This is a genomic window from uncultured Parabacteroides sp., assembly GCF_905196875.1.
In the GTDB taxonomy this organism is placed as follows: domain Bacteria; phylum Bacteroidota; class Bacteroidia; order Bacteroidales; family Tannerellaceae; genus Parabacteroides.
Map to the genome: position 1 here is coordinate 75,542 of NZ_CAJJWO010000001.1, position 19,351 is coordinate 94,892.

17 protein-coding genes are annotated in these 19,351 nt (G+C 36.7%); 1 reads left to right on the forward strand and 16 read right to left on the reverse strand.

From position 1 onward, the window contains the following. Positions 1-21: 21 nt before the first annotated feature. From QZ076_RS00270 to metG, 16 genes are all read right to left on the reverse strand, one after another. Positions 22-780: a glycosyltransferase family 2 protein gene (locus QZ076_RS00270; protein ID WP_293709467.1), complete on the reverse strand. Its 759-nt coding sequence runs from the start codon at positions 778-780 to the stop codon at positions 22-24. Positions 781-782: 2 nt separating this feature from the next. Continuing rightward, positions 783-2,213, reverse strand: a complete 1,431-nt coding sequence (locus tag QZ076_RS00275) for an RNA-binding domain-containing protein (RefSeq protein ID WP_293709228.1) — start codon at positions 2,211-2,213, stop codon at positions 783-785. Positions 2,214-2,248: 35 nt separating this feature from the next. Continuing rightward, positions 2,249-3,343 (reverse strand): glycosyltransferase, encoded by a 1,095-nt coding sequence (locus QZ076_RS00280; protein WP_293709230.1) that lies wholly within the window; start codon positions 3,341-3,343, stop codon positions 2,249-2,251. Between the two features lie 8 nt (positions 3,344-3,351). Beyond that, entirely contained in the window at positions 3,352-4,611 is a 1,260-nt protein-coding gene (locus QZ076_RS00285) for a glycosyltransferase family 4 protein (RefSeq protein WP_293709231.1), read from the reverse strand. Continuing rightward, the gene (locus QZ076_RS00290) at positions 4,608-5,630 is read right to left on the reverse strand and encodes a hypothetical protein (protein WP_293709232.1); all 1,023 of its coding nucleotides are present in this window, start codon (positions 5,628-5,630) and stop codon (positions 4,608-4,610) included. The genes QZ076_RS00285 and QZ076_RS00290 overlap by 4 nt, the downstream gene beginning before the upstream one ends. 41 nt (positions 5,631-5,671) lie before the next feature. Continuing rightward, a complete protein-coding gene (locus tag QZ076_RS00295) occupies positions 5,672-6,568 on the reverse strand; it encodes a hypothetical protein (RefSeq protein WP_293709234.1) in 897 nt (298 codons plus the stop codon). 6 nt (positions 6,569-6,574) lie between these two features. Then, a complete protein-coding gene (locus QZ076_RS00300) occupies positions 6,575-7,447 on the reverse strand; it encodes a glycosyltransferase family 2 protein (RefSeq protein ID WP_293709235.1) in 873 nt (290 codons plus the stop codon). Positions 7,448-7,450: 3 nt separating this feature from the next. Then, positions 7,451-8,422: a glycosyltransferase family 2 protein gene (locus QZ076_RS00305; RefSeq protein WP_293709237.1), complete on the reverse strand. Its 972-nt coding sequence runs from the start codon at positions 8,420-8,422 to the stop codon at positions 7,451-7,453. 2 nt (positions 8,423-8,424) lie between these two features. After that, a complete protein-coding gene (locus QZ076_RS00310) occupies positions 8,425-9,174 on the reverse strand; it encodes a methyltransferase domain-containing protein (protein WP_293709239.1) in 750 nt (249 codons plus the stop codon). 36 nt (positions 9,175-9,210) lie between these two features. Continuing rightward, positions 9,211-10,032 (reverse strand): hypothetical protein, encoded by an 822-nt coding sequence (locus QZ076_RS00315; RefSeq protein ID WP_293709241.1) that lies wholly within the window; start codon positions 10,030-10,032, stop codon positions 9,211-9,213. 13 nt (positions 10,033-10,045) lie between these two features. Beyond that, positions 10,046-11,524, reverse strand: a complete 1,479-nt coding sequence (locus QZ076_RS00320) for a lipopolysaccharide biosynthesis protein (protein WP_293709243.1) — start codon at positions 11,522-11,524, stop codon at positions 10,046-10,048. Positions 11,525-12,146: 622 nt separating this feature from the next. After that, on the reverse strand, positions 12,147-13,460 hold the full coding sequence (locus tag QZ076_RS00325) for a UDP-glucose/GDP-mannose dehydrogenase family protein (protein ID WP_293709245.1): 1,314 nt from the start codon (positions 13,458-13,460) through the stop codon (positions 12,147-12,149). A 21-nt stretch (positions 13,461-13,481) separates the two neighbouring features. Further along, on the reverse strand, positions 13,482-14,411 hold the full coding sequence (locus tag QZ076_RS00330) for a UDP-glucuronic acid decarboxylase family protein (RefSeq protein WP_293709247.1): 930 nt from the start codon (positions 14,409-14,411) through the stop codon (positions 13,482-13,484). Between the two features lie 201 nt (positions 14,412-14,612). After that, positions 14,613-15,632, reverse strand: coding sequence for a Gfo/Idh/MocA family oxidoreductase (locus tag QZ076_RS00335; RefSeq protein ID WP_293709249.1), 1,020 nt, complete (start codon positions 15,630-15,632; stop codon positions 14,613-14,615). Then, the gene (locus tag QZ076_RS00340) at positions 15,625-16,788 is read right to left on the reverse strand and encodes a DegT/DnrJ/EryC1/StrS family aminotransferase (RefSeq protein ID WP_293709251.1); all 1,164 of its coding nucleotides are present in this window, start codon (positions 16,786-16,788) and stop codon (positions 15,625-15,627) included. Before QZ076_RS00340 ends, QZ076_RS00335 begins: the two co-directional genes overlap by 8 nt. Before the next feature lie 137 nt (positions 16,789-16,925). Beyond that, positions 16,926-18,965: a methionine--tRNA ligase gene (gene metG, locus QZ076_RS00345; protein ID WP_293709253.1), complete on the reverse strand. Its 2,040-nt coding sequence runs from the start codon at positions 18,963-18,965 to the stop codon at positions 16,926-16,928. A 103-nt stretch (positions 18,966-19,068) separates the two neighbouring features. Between metG and QZ076_RS00350 the strand changes: the two genes are divergently transcribed. Next, complete coding sequence (locus QZ076_RS00350) at positions 19,069-19,257, forward strand: DUF6722 family protein (RefSeq protein WP_293709255.1); 189 nt, start codon at positions 19,069-19,071, stop codon at positions 19,255-19,257. Positions 19,258-19,351 lie beyond the last annotated feature (94 nt).

The following is a 19,351-nucleotide window of genomic DNA, read 5'->3' on the forward strand; positions in this document are numbered from 1 at the left end:
TGTAATCTATATATATATTATTTATACTCTTCCTTTAAACCACTTGGCTGCATAAAAACGTATAGCAAACCATATATGGAATAACGATGTCGACACTACTCCATAATACTGACACATAATATCGTACCTCTCTTTTAAAGAAGCTTTCCGTTGGGTTGTACTTACACCACCATCCAGAAAGTTAGCAAGATTCATTCGTGTATTGTATATTCTACGTGCACTTTTCATACTGCGAATACACCAATCGAAATCAGCAGAATAACGATATTTTAAATCATATAACGGAGCAATAGTACGTTTTGTTATAAATGATTGGTGACAAACTAACATCCCCATCCTGAAACTTTTCCATGTAAGTTTTTTAGGAGCCTTCAATCTTCGGCTTCCCAATGATTTACCATCTTCATCAACAATATTTGTTTCCCCATAAATAATATCCGGCAATGTTCTCTTTTTCTGCGCTAACGAAGCAACAGACTGCACCGTATCGGATGTGTACAATGAATCACCGGCATTAATAAACCAAACATAATCGCCGGTCGCTTTTTCAAGCCCCTTATTCATTGCATCATAAATACCTTTATCCGGTTCACTGACCCAGTAAGATATACCGGAAGCATATTGCTTAATGATATCGACAGTCCCATCTGTCGATCCACCGTCAATAACGATATATTCGATATTCGGATACGACTGGCTCAACACATTCAGAATTGTTGATTCTACCCAACGGGAAGCATTGTATGTTATTGTGATAATTGAAAATACGGGTTGTTGCATGTCTACTTCATATTTACTTCGCATTTTTTATATGCTTGATTCGGATGATTTGGTTTATCTGGATATAGCCTGACCAAACGTCCAGTTTCCAACATAACCGGAATCAACTCATTTTTCAAATAAGCAGCATTCCTGTTAACCAAGGCTGCTAACTGATCTATTGTCAAATAACGGTCAGAAGAATGGTACTCTATCAATGCCATTAAATCATTTTTATTCATCCTCTTTTTTACGATTTCACCAGCTTGCAAGGTTTCTCCGCCAGCTTGCAAGGTTTCTCCGCCAGCTTGCAAGGTTTCTCCGCCAGCTTGCAAGGTTACGTCTTCCAATTTATCAGCAAACACCGTCACCATAAAACCATCAGATATATTTCCAAAGACCGGTTCTTTTTGCTTTTCCTTTCTGAAATAATCCAATATACGACGTATGCCTGAACCATATTTCTCTACAATCCCCAAATCTTTACAGAAATCAGCAATCAACTTATTTCTCGGAGTCGATTTATATGTATTTGCCCATAAATCCTCAACAGTTATATTATCCGGTAATCTTCCCGGATTATAAAATTCAATTTTATCAGGATAAATCTTAACGATAGAATCCGAAGCCGAACGATAATCCCGATGAATAATCATATTCATCACAATTTCTCGGATAGCTTCCAATGGATACTGCCACCGATGAATACTTTGTGGTTTTCCTGTGATAATAACCTCTTTATTTATATGTTTACGGACAAAATCCATTACCCGGTCTACCTGTGTCAAAATATCCTCTTTACTCCGATCCGAATCTTTAATAACAATTTCATCCTGAAAATATCCCAACTCAATAGTCGTTATCACAGAATTATCTTTCTTAAACAATAAATAAGCAGCATTACTCAATTTACCATCTCGTATTAAATCATATTTCATCAGGAACGTTAACGGATCATCATCAACCATTTTCCCTGTCAATTTCATTTTTTCAATTGCAGCCATAACCTTATCCAATGAAATATCCTCCACCGAATGCGAAGCATCCAAATAGTAATCCCAACTGGAATTCATTGACAACAGATGCATATCAACAACTTCGGCAATAGACAACTGATGATTGGAATTTCCAACCCGTTTATAATAACGTCCTTGTGTCGATACCGGTTTTACCGGATATTCCTGAACGGATAATAACAATATTGTACGCCCAGAAAACTCAATCACCTCGACATCCGGAATTAATGAAGGTATTGTTTTAAACTTTATTTCATTAACAATTTGTGCTATACTTTCTTTTCCTAGAAGAACACCTTTTACATCTCCATTATCTTCCATTCCGACATATACAGTGCCACCCTTACTATTAGCAAAGGCGACCAAGGTCTCTATAGTAGCAGCATTAAATGATTGCTTGAACTCTATATATTGATTTTCAGAATCAGGTAACAACATATTGTTTTAAAATCTTTATTCATAATCTAACGCCACTAAAATTCGATTAAATTAAGCAACCGCTCTGCCACCTTTCGTGGAGTATAATTCTCTAATACGAATTCCCGTCCATTCGCAGCAATATCTCCTAACAGAGATGATTCTCCTGACCTTTTTGAGTCCATAGCCAAAAGAGACTCTAATTTATCTATATTCTTGATATCTACACCAATATAATGTTTGCCATTCTCAGGCATTACAGGCAAAATACATCCATATTTGTCCAAATCAATATGAATAACACAACTTGCAGCAGCCCAAGCTTCCCACAATCTCCAGGAATCCCACTGACGAACCCGATCCCATTCATAAATATGGAAAACATTGTTTACCACACGAGCAATTTTTGCGGTATACTTATTATAGTTACCAATGGGTATAGCAAAAACACCCCCATAGCAGGCACAGACCATACTCGATGAAAGTTTCTTATAATATTCCGGATAATGCCTGGCACCAGTCTGTTCCCAAAATAAAAGATCATCACCTTCTAAAGTGTCAGAAGTAAATGTATCACACTCTGCATTCCAATTCATGTATTTTGAAAACACAGGCCGGATCAATTCTCCCATATAATCTCTTAATTGATGTTTCGCCCTGAAATTAACCAATATCTGAGGAATACGTTCAGAATACGGCAATGGAGAAACAGCATTCAATATGCGATTGGAAACGCCAAACTGCCAAGGACGAAAATTATCCGGATATTCATACAACCTGTTATAATGGGACTTCAATACATAGTCGCAATTCTGTGCCCCCTTTCTAAAGCCGGGAGTTCGCAAACCATCACTATCATCCAAAAATACTGTAATATATTTTCTAGGCAGTCTGTTCAACCGAATCAGAGTCTCATCTGCACGCACATCCCTTTCATACAAAGTATAATGAATAATTATAATATCGGCATCCTGGATATGATGATGGTCATCATATTTCATAAGGAAATCTTTGCCAATGCCCGGCAGGTAATTGGCAAAGTCTGAGTAGCATGCTACTCCCAAATCAGTCAATCCCTCTGCCAAGCAAATACAAGAATGATAAGCTCTCTTCCCCGGCAGCTCTCCTCCGAAATAAAAATATGCTTCCAATTTGATTTTTATAAAGATTCTTTCAAAACTTCCTTATACAAGGATATATATTTATGAGCAATGACTTCTTCTGAATATGCAGATTGAGTTTTTTTTATGCACAATTCAGATAATTCATCATACCTTTCATTATCCAAAATCCATTTTATTCCCCGAGATAAATCTTCCACATCCTTATATTCTGCAACATAACCATTTTGCAAATGATCTATCATTTCAGGGATGCCACCTATATTAAAACCAACACATGGAGTTCCACATGCCATCGATTCCATAATCGTATTAGGCAAATTCTCTTCCAACGAAGATGTAACAAACAAATCAACAGCATTATACAATAAAGCTATTTTCTTTTCTTCGGTCAAATATCCCATGGGATGAACCGGGACTGGTAATATATCTCGAATATCTTCCTTTATTTGTCCGAAAACAACTAATTCTATATTTCCCTGGTGTCGGTTTTTTTTCAATGCTTCAATCAAATAGAAAACACCCTTGCGTTCATCTGTAACGTTCAAAGCACCAAACAACAGTAATTGCTTGTCTTCAGGAAGTCCTAACTCTTGTCGGGCTTTTCCACGATCTTGACGATGGAAAATAGTCATATCCAACGTATTAGGAATAGACAATATTGATTTACCATGAAGTAATCTACTTTGTCTCGCACGATTAGCCAACCAATTACTACAACCAACAAAAGATATATCTGCTTTATTATATATTTGCTCCTTCTTCTTAAAAACATAAGTTGAAAGATCTTGACCACTTTTTGAATGAAGAAAAAAACAAGAACTACATTTCTCTTGATATTTCTCACATTCCCGAGCATGATGACAAATACCGGTACAAGGCCACATATCATGCATAGTCCAGACAATCGGTTTCCCTGATTCTACCAATTTTCTAATATCCTGCATCGAAAGAAATCCTTGATTAACCCAATGTAAATGAATGATATCAGCATTATTCACTAATGGATGTCTGGATATATCTTTACCTACATTAGCGATGGAAACACAAAATAAATCTTTCCTATTCAGATGATTAAATAAAAAGATAACAAGCCGTTCCCAATAAAAACGGAATAAGTTGGCAAACCGAATAATTGCATTCGTATTAACAGAAACAACATTACTGTCAGCCGATTGCTTTTCCCGCACAAGCATATTTACAGATACTCCGTTACGAAATAAAGCTTTAGCTAACCGTCCCGCAGCAACTGCCGCTCCACCTCTACGTTCTGATGTATTTATTATTACTACTTTCATTCAGATAACAATTGCAACAACTTTTTCATATTTAAACAAGTATATCCAATCCTTCTATCCTCCACGAAATTATCGATATACCCAACAACAGAAAAATACAAATGTAGTGAATCGCCACAAATATAAGCTGATGGCCGGTACGTTTTGATGTGGGATATAATCGGTTTTTCATATATCTGAAAATTATGATAATCCTCCGACACCGCCAGATATGTTTCCATCGGCGAACGGAACGACTTTTGTTTGTGATCGCGGCCGCAAAACAACATATACAGTTTTTGTTCATATTCGAACAAACAACAATGCCAAGGTTCTATTTTAACCTGAGCTTTATTCAAAAAAGAACCACCTTTTACTTCCTCAAAAACGGGATTTTCCAAATCGTCTCCTTCTAAGATGTCAATTCCTGTACATATTCCTTTTTTAGTAATTCCTGCATTCCCATTTAAACAATAAATCCTCAGTTTATTTTTGTACCTCAATATCGAAGGGGATAATAATTCCTGTTCAGGATTATCCGTTTCAAAAAAAGGACGGGCTTCACTCCATTGCTGCCCATCAGAGGAAGATTGTACTTTCAATATTTTTTGAAGCGACTTATCATCATATTCCCGAATGATAGAATACAAAGTATTATTGTCATAGAACAGTTCGATATCCGAGTTAAAGCGTGAACCTCCCGGCCAATCCAAAATAGGATTCTTTTTTATGGGAGTAAAATTTACTGGAGACCTTCCATTATCCCCCATCGCACAATAAATGCAAGGATTTTCATACTCCACCTGAGCCTCAGGATAAGGAGTTACTCCCAGCCAATGAGTTGCGCCATTCCAACCTTGTTTGATATACAAAATGGAAGGATGGGTTTGGCTTTGTTTGGGACAATTGTTAGGAACAGGTATTTTACACCAACTATATGGCAGATTTCCTATGATAACAGACTTTTTGTTGAATAGAAAAACTGTTCGGTCTAATATTTTCTGCAATAAAAGCCTTAATTCCTTCAATACAGATTCCATCTATTTTTTGTTAGGTTCACGATATTAATACAAAGAATATATCAATAATCTTTCAAGAGATAGCGCAATATCCGTTTATACGAAAAGAAATGCTTTTTTACCTCTGCGCTATCTATCAGCTTATTCGCAAATATATGCCGAGGATGTTTTAGGGGAAAACTAATTGATTCATAAGACCTATAAAATTTATCTGTATGCTTTTTCGTATGAGTGGCATTCGGATCATTCAGGCCGATATTGGTTACTAAATTAACTGATGGATATATCGATAACTGGTGCTGCAATCTAAGTGTAAAATAGTAAAACACCCCCCAAGGATTTAATCCATTACGTTTTGCTATGGCATCTGATAAAAACGATGTAAAATATATTTTCTCCCACATATTACAATAAAGAGAAGCATTCGAATACAGCTCTTTATTCCATAAGGAAGTACTCAAATCTACATTTTTCCATACCCGACGCCACGTAGCCCATCCCCAAATATGTGTTACCCAACAAAAATCGTAACTCAAATCAGCATTAACAGTATTCGGATAATAACAATTCCCCCCTATATGTCCAATGCGAGAATCATCTTTATATTTTATCAGTAGTTCTTCACAAAAAGGGAAAAAAGATAAATCCGGTAAACAATCATCCTCTAAAATCACACCATATTCTTCTTGTTCAAAGAACCAACTAATAGCTTCCGATACAGCTCTCTTACATCCTAAATTCTCTATTCTAAAGAGTGTCTTAACTTCACAAGGCCAATCAACCTGATGAACAATAGATCGAGTTTCAAGACACATCTCAACTTCTTTCGGTTTCGATTTCCTAGGAGCATCAGCAGCTATATATAATCTGGAAGGACGAATCTCCCGAATCCGATCAAATATAATTTTCGTTGTATCTGGTCTATTGAATATTAGAAATAGTATTGGAACTTCGTACATAAACAATTAAACTTTTTTGAAGAATTTCCCTTGAAAAAAATCTTTTGTACCACAAAAAACAGCTTTCGCCAAAACAGTTTTACGAGAAATCAATAATAGAAAAAGATGGTACACATTTAATAAGACTTGATATAATATAGACATCGTTTGTACTACACCTTTTAAATTCCTCTTATACAGCAACAAACGGTTTCTTGTATTATAATAACAAACTAAAGGAGATCCCTTTCCCGTACTTTGGCTACCTAAATGATATACAAACGAATTTGGTTCATACCAAATAGAATATCCCAAATTTTTTATGCATATTGACAAATCGACTTCTTCTGAATACAAAAAATATATATCAGGCCAACCACCGACACTATTCAAAATATCTCTTTTTATCATTAACGCAGCTCCATGAGCTAAAGAAACTTCTTGTAAAGTTTGAAGTCCATTTTTAGGATCTCCATTCAAATAATGTATTCTCAATAAAAAACGTCCAATAGGCTCACAACCACCATAACATAAAGAGCCATCCATATTCAATATTTGAGGAGACACTATTCCAACCTTCTCTTTTTGAGAAAAAATATCCAACAATGGAGTTATAAAATCAGAAGTAATAATGAGATCATTATTTAAAAACAACAAATAATCTCCTTTGGAATATTTAACCCCAAGATTATTCCCCCCTGAAAATCCCAAATTTACATCACTTCTAATAGCTTTAATCTGAAAAAACTCCTGCTGCAATAATTCAGCTTCATTTTCTTTAGAGCCATTATCCACAACAACCATTTCATACTCAATATCTACAATATTGATACATAAAGAATTCAGTAAATTCCTCGTATCAACAATTCCATTATAATTTACAGTAATAATTGAGATCATAAATTATGACAATGACATATGAAGCTTAAGAAATATTCTCTTTATCCAATATGGCGATTTAGATAATAAATAGCTTAAATACAAAACTCCACTATTATTTAAATAAAAAGCATTGAGTTGCTTACCCAAATAAGCATTAACATATTTTTCACAATTATACAAATCAGTAATTGCTCTTTCTGAAACACTCACACGTAACCAAAAAAGTTTTTTAAGAACTTTCCTTTTTAGACTAGAGGGTAAATTAATTTTTTTCAACAACATTAATTGATCTACAAATATATCACACCATTGTTCAAATACTTTTATCGACCACAAATTCCCTGCTGTTGAAGAAGTCTCTCTCAATATATAAGAATATGTAATATCAGAAATTACACTATAAGATCTGGCATATAACAATACTTGAAATGTGAAATAATTATCTTCAATCGTTTGATTGTCTATACATGCTATGTTGAATTCTTTCAAAAAGTCCAAATCATACAATTTATTCCAAGTATAAACAGGAAAACGCCCATCAAAAAAGCCCAATATTATACTCTCTTTATTTATCTCTACAGTTTGCTTCATACTGCAATCTATTGTATTGATAGGAGTTATTTTCTGATATGAACCACTAACAACATCGACTTTAGTACGACAAATCTCTTCATGCAACTTATATATACAGTCTAAGGATATCTCGTCATCACTATCCATAAAATAAAGGAATCTTCCTTTTGCATTTTTTATTGCAGTATTTTTAGTTGCGCCTGTACCTCGATTACAATCATGCTCTATTATCCTAACATATTTACCTCGAGGATGTTTTAATATAATATCCTTTACTATCTCTATAGAATTATCATTTCCTTTATCATCAACAACAATATATTCGAGGTTTTCATACGATTGATTCAATGCAGAAAGTAATGCTCTCTCTACACACTTTTCCACATTATATATAGGCATTGAAATCGTTATAAGATCCATACTTATTCTTTTTTCTTCCCTACGAAAATATAATTTAAAGTATACTTACTAGAGTCTTTACACTTATTATCTAAAAATAAAAATAAATCATTACATAACAAAGACATAGATCGCCTTAATAAAGTGAAGAACTTCCGCTTAAACAAAGCGGAAGTTGGATTGAACTCAATCCAACAGATTTGCAATAATAACTGTCCTAAAACAGCCCATTTTCCTCCATTAGCAATCTCCTCTACAATATCAAAACCGCTTTCTTCTAATAATGCTCTAAAGCCATATTTTGTAAAACGATAATAATCATAAGGTACCTCATGCATCTCCCAGATAAAATTACTACTTACAATAAAAAATCCTCCGGACTTAAGTAGCCTATTTGCCTCTTTAAAGACCTTTATGTGATCAAATACATGTTCAATAACCTGAGTGCAAATAACAATATCGTAAGAAGAGGAAGAGGCCGGTATATTTGTAGCATCACAAACTATATCGACCTTATTATCAGATGATTGAACAATATCACTCCCAATATACATTGCCGGAGTATCATTTTTCAATAATGATCGTATATATTGTTCAAAAGGTTTATTCCCACAACCAATATCAAAAACAAAATTATTTTCACAAATGTATTTATCAAGTACACCTTTCATATCAGTCAAATAACATTTGTAATAAATGTACTCCTTACTATATTTTGAAGGTATTTCAATATTTGACAAACGCATCAGAGCAATCTCTCTTTTATTATCCATCACATTCTACTTTATTCATAAATCTACTTACTAAAATCAAACAGATAAGATAGTACAATCTATTTTTGAAATATCAGCAGCTAAAGTTGAATATGTACTAGCAAAAGAACCGTATATTTTTTTTGTAGAAGACAGAAGATATAATTCAATAATAGCATCTGTTATACCTTCTAGAGAATCTCTTTTTTGTACACAATCTAAAAAATAGATTCTGTCAAAAAAAATTTTTTTAAGTTTTTCTTTTTCTTCTTTAGAGTCAGAAGCTACATAAAATTTCACATCAGGATTATCTTCAATGGACTTATACATAGAATCAATATATAAATCCAGAGGACTCTTACCTATAGATAAAGCATTATCAGTCCTACGAATATGTACACCTATTACATTTTTACCAAATGAAGACTTTAGATGTTCAATTTTTCTTCTTATATACAATTTAGGCCGCAAATAGCACAACATATTTTCCTTTGAATAAATAGGATAAAATGCAACTAAATAAGAATTACCTCCTTTTTTCAATTTTTGAAAACAAGATATTTCCTCATTATAAGCATCTTTTTCAAGTAATATTTGATCAAATATTACTCTTTGCCATAACAATGGCAACCAAAAATTTCTTTTTCTTGGTCTATCATAAACATAATGATACCATTTCGCATCTATAATTTCCACATTTGCTGTATCAACATCTTCAGACAATTCAAATAAAGAGTGGAAATCAGCTCCCATTCCTTTATCTTTAAACCAAATAACTTTAAGCCTTACATTATAGTCCTTACAAAATGCAATCGCCGAAGTTATTGCATAAAATCGATTTGCCAAACCTCCTATAGGGACTAAGGTCAACGTCTTCATAAATTTATTAATCCTAAAGCTTTTTGATAAAATTATTTACCAATAAATTTACATCTTCTGAAATCTTCAGTATGTAAATCAATGAACAAAGACATACCCCAACTATAACTGTACGATACACCCCATCAACTATGGCAATATGATATTTGGGTAATAATTCGTTAATACCAAACATAATAACAAATATCCCTATCAATTTAATCAATTTCAATGAGATCGGATTAGTTTTAATTTTTACTTGAACCAACCATTGTTGTGCACTATAGCTAATCAGACAAGTTAATGTTGTCGCTACCCCAGCACCTGTTACACCTAGAATTGGTATTAACCAATTATTAAAAGTAATAGCTATAGCGGTTATGAAAAAAGTAAAATACAATCCCCAATAATAATAACGAGAATAACTAATCAAATTATTTCCAAAATTCAAAGTCACTTCTATCAACTTTCCTAAAGCCAAAAAGAATACAACCCATTTACCCTGACTATACACTTCTCCATTCGGTATCAGGGCGAAAATGTTATCAATATTGATCCATATCAACAAAAAAACAAATCCGCCAACCATCAATTGGTGTAGTGACACTTTACGATATAATTGAGTCACAGCATGTATATCACCTTCTTTTAAAGCAGAAGATGCTATCGGAGAAGAAATTGTAGCTATTGAACGAGAAGGAATCTCAATAACAGCCACTATATAAAAAGCAATCGAATAAATACCTGCATAATCAAGCCCTAATTGTGAACCAACCATAAATAAATCCAATCGGCTTACAATATTCGAACCTAAAGCACCTATCATCCAAACCAATGTATAACTACATATTTGCTTTCGCAAATCGGTACTTATAAAGGAAAAATTATGTTTTAAAGATATCGATCCAATTTTAGATACATATAAAAATGCAAACATCATCGATATGGCATATACAGAGATATAACATGCTACAAAGCCGTTCATATCAACGAAATCGAATGCATACAATAAATAGGCTACAATTAATAATAATCTTAATATTACTTCCCGTATCAGTTTTGGCACAGCTATACGCATTAACAGGCTAGAGTATACCTCAAAAACAGTCCAATATAATAAAAATATCATAAAGGGAGGTACACTGTCAAAGTAATCGACAAACAACTTTGAATTCTTTATAAACAAAGCGGTAATAGGGTCACGCAAAAGATAATATAAAGTAATAAATACAATACTACCAACAAAAGGCAATAACATTAAATAAAAAAAGAATCCGTTGTTCTTCCCGTCCTCACTTTTGAAATACGGGAAAAAACGAATAGCCGAAGACGATACTCCAAACAAAGCAAAACTACTCAACAATGATGCAGCTTCAAACAACACGCGAGTTAGACCAATTTCTTCTGGAGTCAAAAACTTCGTTAGAATAAAGAATGTCGTTAAAAAGCCAATAAAAGCTCCTATATATGTAACAACAGTCCCTTTTATGCTTTGTCTTATAACAATTCCCATCTACCTCTTTTTCTCAACATTACACAAACGATATTGAACAGTTTTAATAACCTGTAATTGTTTTCTTTTTATTCTCTATCATTTTACAAAACAACTATCATACTATCATAAAAGCAATTATCTATTTACTAAAAGTATATTACTTATTTCCAATAATATAACTATTAAAACTCATTGAGACCTAGGTCTCGAAACCTTCACACCCAAGTCTTTGTATCGTTCAGATCGGGGTATAAAATGCATGAAAATAGGGGTCTCAAATAACTTTTCTCCTTATTTAGTCTTAAAAAATTACTTATTCGATATAAAAAAGTATGTACATAACACAAAATAGATCGAAGTGATAGTTAAAATGACAGTTAATTCTAATAAACATCTTTATGATCAGACACTATCATCTTCTTTTCACTGTATGCTTAAGCTTTAAAACAGCTAGGTTCTATTGTAATTTCCGGATATGTTACTTCATGTTCCTCATACAACAAATCAACCACCTGCTCACGTGTTACAGGTAAAGTCCTTTTCTGTAAAAACAATTGGAAGAGCCGTTGAATGCATTAAAAAATTGAACTAATCAGAATTTTTGACCAATTCAATTTTTATTTTGTAATATATATATATTCTACCTCCCTATACAATGATAAACAAACCCATTTCCTTCCATCTCTTTAATATCATAAATATTACGGCCATCAAGGACTAACGGGGTAGCCATCAGCTTCTTTACGGCAGACCAGGAAGGCAAACGGAACTCTTTCCATTCCGTAACGAGCATCAAGGCATCGGCATCCACCACGGCGTCATAGATATCCTTTGCATAATGAATCGAGTCGCCGATACGACGTTTTGTTTCTTCTACAGCTACCGGATCATAAGCATAGACCTCACAACCTGCGGCTAATAGTTTTTCTATCAGTACTAATGACGGAGCTTCACGCATATCATCTGTTTCCGGCTTAAATGCCAATCCCCAGATAGCGACGCGCTTACCTTTCAAATCTCCATTGAAATGCTTTTCCAGTTTACGGAACAACAAAGATTTCTGCTCATCATTTACTTCTTCTACCGCCTGCAATATACGCATTGGGTAGTTATTCAGTTTCGCTGTATTGATCAGCGCTTTCACATCTTTCGGGAAGCAAGAACCACCATAACCGATACCGGCATATAGGAAGCGATTACCAATACGATTATCCGAACCGATACCTTTACGCACCATATTTATATCGGCACCGACAATTTCACATAGATTGGCCACATCGTTCATAAAACTGATACGAGTAGCCAACATGGCATTTGCTGCATATTTGGTCATCTCTGCAGATGGCACATCCATAAAAATTACACGGAAATTATTTAAAAGGAAAGGACGATACAGACGAGTCATCAACTCTTCTGCACGCTCCGACTCGACACCGACAACAACACGATCCGGACTCATAAAGTCGCTGATTGCTGCCCCTTCTTTCAGGAATTCAGGATTGGAAGCAACGTCAAATTCGATCTGCACTCCCCGTTTATCCAATTCTTCCTGAATAGCCTGGCGAACTTTCTTCGCAGTACCGACTGGAACCGTACTCTTTGTTACCACCAAAATATGTTTCTTGATATGACGCCCCACAGTACGGGCTACTTCAAGCACATACTTCAAGTCTGCACTACCATCTTCATCAGGAGGTGTACCTACGGCACTGAACAAGACTTCTACCTCGTCCAGACACTCTGTCAAATCGGTTGTAAAATGTAATCTCCCGGCCAGTTGGTTACGATGAACCATTTCTTCGAGGCCAGGTTCGTAGATAGGAATTATGCCTTTTTTTAGATTCTCAATTTTTTCGGTATTTACATCTACACAAAAAACTTCGGTACCCATCTCGGCAAAACAGGTTCCGGTTACCAGGCCAACATAGCCTGTACCAACTATTGCTATTTTCATAATTTATAATCAAATACAAAATTAAAGGCTCTTGAAATATTTAATTGTCTCTACCAAACCCTCCTCCAAACGAATATTCGGTTCCCAGCCATTCAATCTTTCTTTGGCTAAAGATATATTCGGCTTACGCTGTTTGGGATCGTCAGCAGGAAGTGGAGTAAATATAATTTTCGATTTTGAGTTAGTCATCTTAAGTACCAGTTCCGCCAGTTCTATCATAGTAAATTCTCTCGGATTACCCAAGTTAACAGGACCTGTGAAATTTTCTGTAGCCATCATACGCACCATTCCTTCAATCAGGTCATCCACATATTGAAAACTACGAGTTTGCTTACCGTCTCCATAGATAGTGATATCCTCCCCTTTCAAAGCCTGCATGATGAAGTTTGAAACAACTCTTCCGTCATCCGGACGCATACGGGGACCATAAGTATTAAAGATACGGATAATCTTAATGTCTACATTGTTTTGTCTGTGATAATCCATAAACAACGTTTCTGCACATCGTTTTCCTTCGTCATAACAACTTCGGACACCTATCGGGTTCACATTTCCCCAGTAACCTTCTTCCTGCGGATGAACGAACGGGTCACCATAAACCTCACTTGTTGAAGCCTGGAGGATACGGGCTCTTGTACGTTTAGCCAACCCAAGCATATTGATAGCACCGATAACAGAAGTTTTAGTCGTACTCACCGGATCGAACTGATAATGTATAGGCGATGCCGGACAAGCCAGATTGTAAATCTCGTCAACTTCTACAAAATAAGGAAATGTTACATCATGACGGATCAGTTCAAAATAAGGATTATTCAATAAGTGGACGACATTCTGTTTTCGACCTGTAAAATAATTATCCATACAAATCACATTATTTCCGTCTTTCAGCAAACGTTCACAAAGATGAGAGCCAATAAAGCCAGCCCCTCCGGTAACTAAAATTTGTTTCATACTAGCTGTATAATTTGGGTTTTCCTATGTATCTCAAGTATCTTCAAAAAATGAAGATACACTAAGGTTCGTCAGTCCCAAGCCGAGAATGACAAAACTTTTACAAAGATAGGAAATTGATGGGATTTTATCCCTATAAAAAGCATATTTAAACAATTGCTCCCAACCGACATATCATCAGACTAACCAACACAATCAATGCTATTGCTCTTTTAGTGCGTAAATACGCTGTATCATATCCACCACTTTCATGCCTTCCAGTACATTAGTGGTAATACTTTCTGAGCCGGAACCCGAAAGTACACGGACAACATTGCGAATTACGAAGTTATGATTCTGAGCCGAACCTTTATAAGGGCCATAGTCATTACCAGGATTAGTCGGAGCCAGTTCAGGCATTTCGTAATCCCTCACATGACAATATTCCACTTCGTTCATATATTGTCCACCGATCTTTACGCTACCATTCTCGGCTACGATCAGCATACTGCTTTCCATATTTCTATTCCATACGGAAGTAGAATAGTTCAAGCTCCCCATACCACCGTTCACGAAGTTGAAGTTTACAAAGCCGGAGTCTTCGAAATCCGTCAGCTTTTCGTGATTGAAATCAGCAAAACGAGCCTGAATATTACATATATCACCAAACAACCAGTACATAATATCGATAAAATGAGAGAACTGAGTGAATAGTGTTCCACCATCAAGTGCAGCATCTCCATGCCAACCACCCGGTTTATAATAGCGGTCGTCACGATTCCAGTAGCAATTCAGCTGAACCATATAGATCTTACCCAATTTTCCGGACTCAATCATCTCTTTAATCCAAACAGAAGGAGGAGAATAACGGTTCTGCATCACACAAAACACTTGCTTATGATATTTCAAAGAGGCATAGACCACCTTCTCCGCATCTGCCAATGTCAGAGCCATCGGCTTTTCTATTACTACGTTACAGCCAGCCTCAACAGCCTGTACTGCCATAGAGGCATGTAAGCCATTCGGTGTGCAGACATTAACTACATCTACCTGAACATTACTCTGCAACAAATCTTGCAAACCATGAAAGAAAGGAACATCGTAAGCCTCGATTCCCAATTCTTCACGCGGACGAATATCACACAAGGCAACCAGTTCGGCATCCGGATCACGGGTCACCATTTCGGCATGACGTTTTCCGATATGCCCACAGCCTACTACAGCAAATTTTATCTTATTCATTATACTTAAAATTGACTATCGCATCAATTATATACTCTTGTTCTTCTTTTGTCATTTCAGTATGGATCGGTAACGACAGAACGCATTGACTCAAACGAGCCGATTCATCAATGCTTCCCGGAGTACGTGCCATCCATTTATAAGCATCCTGCGCCTGTAAAGGCAACGGATAATAAACCATTGAAGGAATACCTTTCTCTTTCAGATAATCCTGTAAAAGCTTCCGTTGCTCCGCAATAGATGAGAAACCAGCAACAGGCTTCAACCGAACCGTATACTGATGATATACATGAGTGGAAAAAGCTGATCTCTTCGGAAGAATCAGAAAGTCACACGAAGACAGCCCCTCATCGTATCTTGCAGCCACTATCCTGCGGGCTTCCGTAAATTCATCGATATATTTCAGTTTCACATCCAAAATAGCGGCCTGCAAAGTATCCAATCTTGAATTACATCCGATCAGTTTATGATGATATTTAAGCTCCTGCCCATGGTTGGCAATCATACGGATACGTTTAGCCAAAACTCCGTCAGAGGTCATCAAGGCCCCTCCATCCCCATAACAGGCCAACGGTTTGGAAGGAAAGAAAGATGTTGTCCCTATATACCCCATTGTACCCGTTTTCTTTACGTGACCATCTGCAAAAGTATATTCAGCGCCAATGGACTGGGCATTATCTTCTATCACATACAAATGGTACCTATTAGCAATCTTCAGAAGCGGCTCCATATCGCAGGATTGCCCGAATAAATGTACCGCTATAATAGCCTTTGTATTGCGGGAGATCGCTCCCTCTATCTTCCGAGGATCGATATTGAATGTTTGCGGATCTACATCTACCAGTACCGGTGTCAACCCTAATAAGGCAATCACTTCCGCAGCAGCTACATATGTGAATGAAGGGACGATCACCTCATCACCAGGTTGTAGTTCCAGAGCCATCAATGCAATCTGCAAAGCATCCGTTCCATTCCCGCATGGAATCAAATAAGGAATATTCAGATACCCGGCCAAATGATCTCCAAAGGTTTTCACCTGAGGTCCGTTGATAAAGGCACTGTTTTCAATTACTGCTTGCATTGCAATATCTATCTCCTTTTTCAGACGATAATATTGTCCATGCAAATCGACCATTTGTATCTGTTTTTCAAACATCTTTATTTTCTTGTACCCGTTTTGTTTTTCCTTGCTTTAAATAACGCAGCAATAGTCATATTATTATAAAAAAAGTGTGCCATTCATGCAGAAACAAGATGACACACCCTTTACCTTCTACGCAAGGCTTATTTCTTTTATTTTACTTCGCTACCTGGTTTCACCTCTTTCTCAGGAGTAATCACAGCCAACTTGCCATCAAAGTTTTCCGCAGACAAGATCATACCTTCTGATACAATACCTTTCAATTTGCGGGGAGCCAGGTTTGCTATAAAACAAACTTGTTTTCCTACCAACTCTTCAGGTGCATAATGCTGGGCAATACCGGAAACAATCGTACGTTTCTCCAACCCGTCGTCAATACGGAACTGCAACAGCTTATCTGCTTTAGGCACTTTTGTACATTCCAATATCGTACCTACACGGATATCCAGTTTAGTGAAATCGTCGAACTCGATATTTTCACGAACCGGTTTTGCTTTATAACTTGCTTCCTCATTGGCTTTCTTTGTATCCAGCAACTTCTGTATCTGTGCCTCTATCACACTATCTTCAATCTTTTCGAACAGAAGTTCTGATTTACCCAGTTGATGACCGGCTTCAAGCAAATCGGTTGAACCCAAACGATTCCAGCCCAGCGGCTCTACATTTAGCATCTTATTCAGCTTATCCATACTGAACGGCAGGAACGGTTCAAAAGCAATTGCCAGGTTGGCTGTAATCTGCAATGATATATTCATGATCGTCGCCACACGTTCCATATCCGTCTTCGCCAGCTTCCAAGGCTCTGTATCAGCCAGGTATTTGTTACCGATACGAGCTAGATTCATCGCCTCTTTCTGTGCATCACGGAAATGATATGTATCCAATAAACGTTCTACATTAGCTTTTACATCTGCAAAATCCTTCAATGTCTGACGGTCATAATCTGTCAGTTCACCGGCAGCAGGAACCTTTCCTTCGAAATATTTCTCTGTCAGCACCAAAGCACGATTCACAAAGTTACCCAGGATAGCAACCAGTTCATTATTATTACGAGCCTGGAAATCTTTCCAGGTAAAATCGTTATCTTTTGTTTCAGGAGCATTAGCAGTCAGGACATAACGCAATACATCCTGTTTACCCGGCATATCCACCAGATATTCGTTCAACCAAACCGCCCAGTTACGGGAAGTAGAAATCTTGTCACCTTCCAGATTCAGAAACTCGTTGGCAGGTACGTTCTCCGGCAAGTTGAAAGAACCTTCCGCTTTCAACATAGACGGGAACACAATGCAGTGGAACACAATATTATCCTTCCCGATGAAATGCAGCATCTTTGTTTCAGGATCTTTCCACCACGTCTCCCAGCTATCCGGTAATAACTCTTTTGTATTGGAGATATAACCGATCGGCGCGTCAAACCATACGTAAAGCACTTTACCCTCCGCCCCTTCTACGGGAACAGGAATACCCCAGTCCAAGTCACGACTTACCGCACGTGGTTGCAATCCCATATCCAACCAGCTCTTGCACTGTCCGTATACATTTGATTTCCACTCTTTATGGTCTTCGAGAATCCACTGACGCAGGAACGGTTCATGTTTATCCAACGGAAGATACCAGTGTTTGGTTTCCTTCATCACCGGCTCGCTACCACTGATGGCAGACTTCGGATTGATCAGGTCTGTCGGACTTAGAGAGGTACCGCAGGCTTCGCACTGGTCACCGTAAGCTTTCTCGTTGCCGCAATGCGGACATGTACCGGTTATATAGCGGTCGGCAAGGAATTGTTTCGCTTCCTCGTCGTAATATTGCTCACTTGTCTTTTCAATAAACTCACCTTTTTCATACAGGGTACGGAAGAAGTCCGATGCCACCTGACGATGTGTCGGCGAAGTTGTACGAGAATAGATATCGAACGTGATACCGAAGTCCTCGAAAGATTTCTTGATAATGCCATGAAAACGATCCACCACATCCTGTGGTGTAACCCCTTCTTTCTTAGCGCGAAGGGTAATAGGTACCCCATGCTCATCCGATCCTCCGATCATCAAAACCTCTTCCCCCTTCAGGCGAAGGTAACGGGCATATATATCGGCAGGCACATACACACCAGCCAGGTGACCAATATGTACCGGCCCGTTCGCATACGGCAACGCCGTAGTAATCAGCGTTCTCTTAAACTGTTTCTCCATACCTTGTGTTCTCTTTTTGAGGGGCAAAGGTACGGAATAATTTGGTTTATTGAAAAAGAATAGTTTCCTTTGTAACAGAGTACTCATTAATCAGATTTTAATTATGGAAAAAGAATTAGGCAAGTTTTTATTAGATGTAGCCAAACTCATCATTGCCGGAGTTATTTTAGCTACGATCATGGATGATGTAACAAGCAGATGGCTGATCTATATGTTAGGCGGTTTATCTATATTTCTGTTAGTTACTTTTGGTTTATATCTAATTGATAATAATAAATTAAGGAGGCAATGAATATGATAACACCAGCAGTTGTAGTATTTGGGACATTTTTTCTTATCGGTTTGATTGGCTTCATAAGAATTATCAGTACCCAGGATGGGAGAGA